This is a genomic window from Endozoicomonas sp. ONNA1 (assembly GCF_024606325.1).
GTDB lineage: Bacteria > Pseudomonadota > Gammaproteobacteria > Pseudomonadales > Endozoicomonadaceae > Endozoicomonas_A.
The window spans coordinates 1-2,317 of the sequence record NZ_JAHHPN010000420.1 but is presented as its reverse complement, the minus strand read 5'-3'; the positions used below and the strand labels follow the sequence as shown (position 1 = coordinate 2,317).

Annotated in this window: 1 protein-coding gene; it reads left to right on the top strand. The window is 54.1% G+C overall.

The genetic code is table 11. From position 1 onward, the window contains the following. The coding region (locus tag KDK19_RS09450; protein WP_257291820.1) for a hypothetical protein at positions 1–2,317 on the top strand (2,317 nt) is incomplete at both ends.

Below are 2,317 nucleotides of genomic sequence, written 5' to 3'. Positions count from 1 at the left end.
AAACGAGTCGGTGAACTGGGTGCCAGTGATCGGAATCGACTTGGGCAGGCATTGATTGATCGGGTCAGTGATGAGCAAAAAACAGGCATTGTCGCTGATCCTCGCCAATGGCGGGCACGTTCTGAACTGGCCGGTGAGCTGCTGAAACTTGAACTCAATGATATTGCCGGACAGATAGCAGCAGATGAACGCCTTGACGACGTTCAGTGCCGACGGGTGGACAGGTTAAGCACACTGACTGACGTGGTGACTTTGCCGCTGGATGTCCGGGGAAGCCGGGTTGAAGTGGAACTCAATCCGACTCTGACTCTCGATGCATCCTGGGTGGATACCCGGCAAAACCGGATGTTTATTGGCACCACCATGACGCAGGGGCTGGTGGCCGTTGGCGCCTTAACGCTTTTTAAGGTGCTGGACAAGGCGATTGCGGGAGAACACACCGGCGGTGACCTGGTAGCGCTTGGGGTTCGAAATAATTCTGAAGGTCTCGCCATCAACGACCCGGGCAGGGTCAGGGTGATGCCCGCCCGCCTGGACGTGGTCGCTAAGCTGGATCGTCTGGCAACAGCCGCTGACTTAGTCAAAGAATTGGACGCTGTTGACACTGGTGCAGACATTGCGAGGTCACTGCGACAGGGAATTTCAAACAGCGTTGACTTGCTGCAAACCCTGTCCGGCGATGAAAGCAACTGGAATATCGCCGGGGAGCCTTTTCGCAAACGGCTTAACGCTTTTAGCAGAACGCTGAACCTGCCCGATCCGGATTTACCAAAGGTGGTTTGTCGCAGGGCTGCGGGGGACAGCTGTGGTCGTTCTGTCATCCAAACCCTTGATCTCGTGGATGACGAGCTGGATAAAACACTGACCAGCAGGGAGCTGGAGTCGCTAAAACAACAACTGAGGGCATCGGGTACTGAAGGCAAGGCGGCAGAGCTGCTGAAAACCATTAATCTCTTTGCCAACCAGAGATTTGCTGCCGTTTCGGCAGTCAGCCCCGCTGATGACAGCAAACTCCAGCGGAAGGTGATGACGGAGCTGGTGCAGTTGTTGTCGGCGGGTAAAGCTGCTTCCGTGGAAGGGGCCATGGACAGAGTCCTGGAGATATACAGCAAGGCAGGGTTTGAGGAAGACATTGGCGATTTGAAGGAGGCTATCAGGGGCAGTGATGAATTCAAGGCCATTGTCGACTCCATGGTGGATCAAAAAGGCAGCCATGAAAGCAGTGATGCCTTGAAACAGGCCGGGGCTTTGCGGGAAAACATGATTGACCGCTGGCTCAGGAAAAAGGGGGTTGACCAATCCCCGACCTTGAAAAAGTTTCAGAACTTTCAGGCAAAACTGGCCGCCAAATCCTGGTTTGGCCCGGCCCAGATGGGCTTAGGTGTGGGTATGGGGATATCGGGCCTGGCCCAAAGCTCGGTGTCGCTGTACAACTTGAATAAATTCCGGGACTCTCTGTCACCAGAAACCTATGCCATGGGCATTACCGGGGTGGCGTTGGGGTACACTGGCAGCATTTTCGGTTTGACCAGAACCGCCCATTCAGTCCTGTCCAAAGCCGCCGGCTTTTCTGATGAAGGGTTGGGTCTTGCCGGTGCGGCCATTAAAAATGCGCCAAGGCTGATAGGAAAAAGCGCCATCCAATTATCGGCGAAAACCACATCCCGGTTGGCCAGGTTTGTTCCCTTCGTGGGAACCTTCGTTGCCGTGGCGGCAGGCGTCGCTTCCATGGCCGCCAATGGCATGGCTGCAAAGGATGCTGCTGAGGCAGGCAATGAAGACCAGGTGATTTTTTATGCAGTGATGGCTGCACTGGACGCCATTACTGTTGTGATGGATGCGGTCAGTGGCGCTTTGGAAGTCACGCTGGTTCTGGCACCGGTCGCTTTTGTGTTGGATTTACTTTCCACCCTGCTTGGAGTGGTTCAGACCATCATCGCGCTTTTTATCCCGCCCACCAACGCTCGCCAGGACTTTGATGCCCTGATAGCCAGTGAGGGGTTTAAAGAGTATATCGATAAGATGGCCGGGGATGCGGCAGAGGAAGGCTATAGCCGATTTGCCTGGAGGGAAACGGGAGAGCAGCATCTCAAAGATCGTTATAAAGAATATGAAGATGATTTGCGAACTATACGGCATCAGGTCATCAGGGATTTGGAGAGCAGCGGTAAAAAAGGCATCAAAATCTGGGATATGGATGCACTGTCTGACCGGCTGGTGGCGGACACCACGGATAAAGACGACTATGTGGTAGCAAAAGGCAACAAAGCCGTTTATGGACTGGGAGGCGACGACAAGATTTTTCTGGAGATGCACC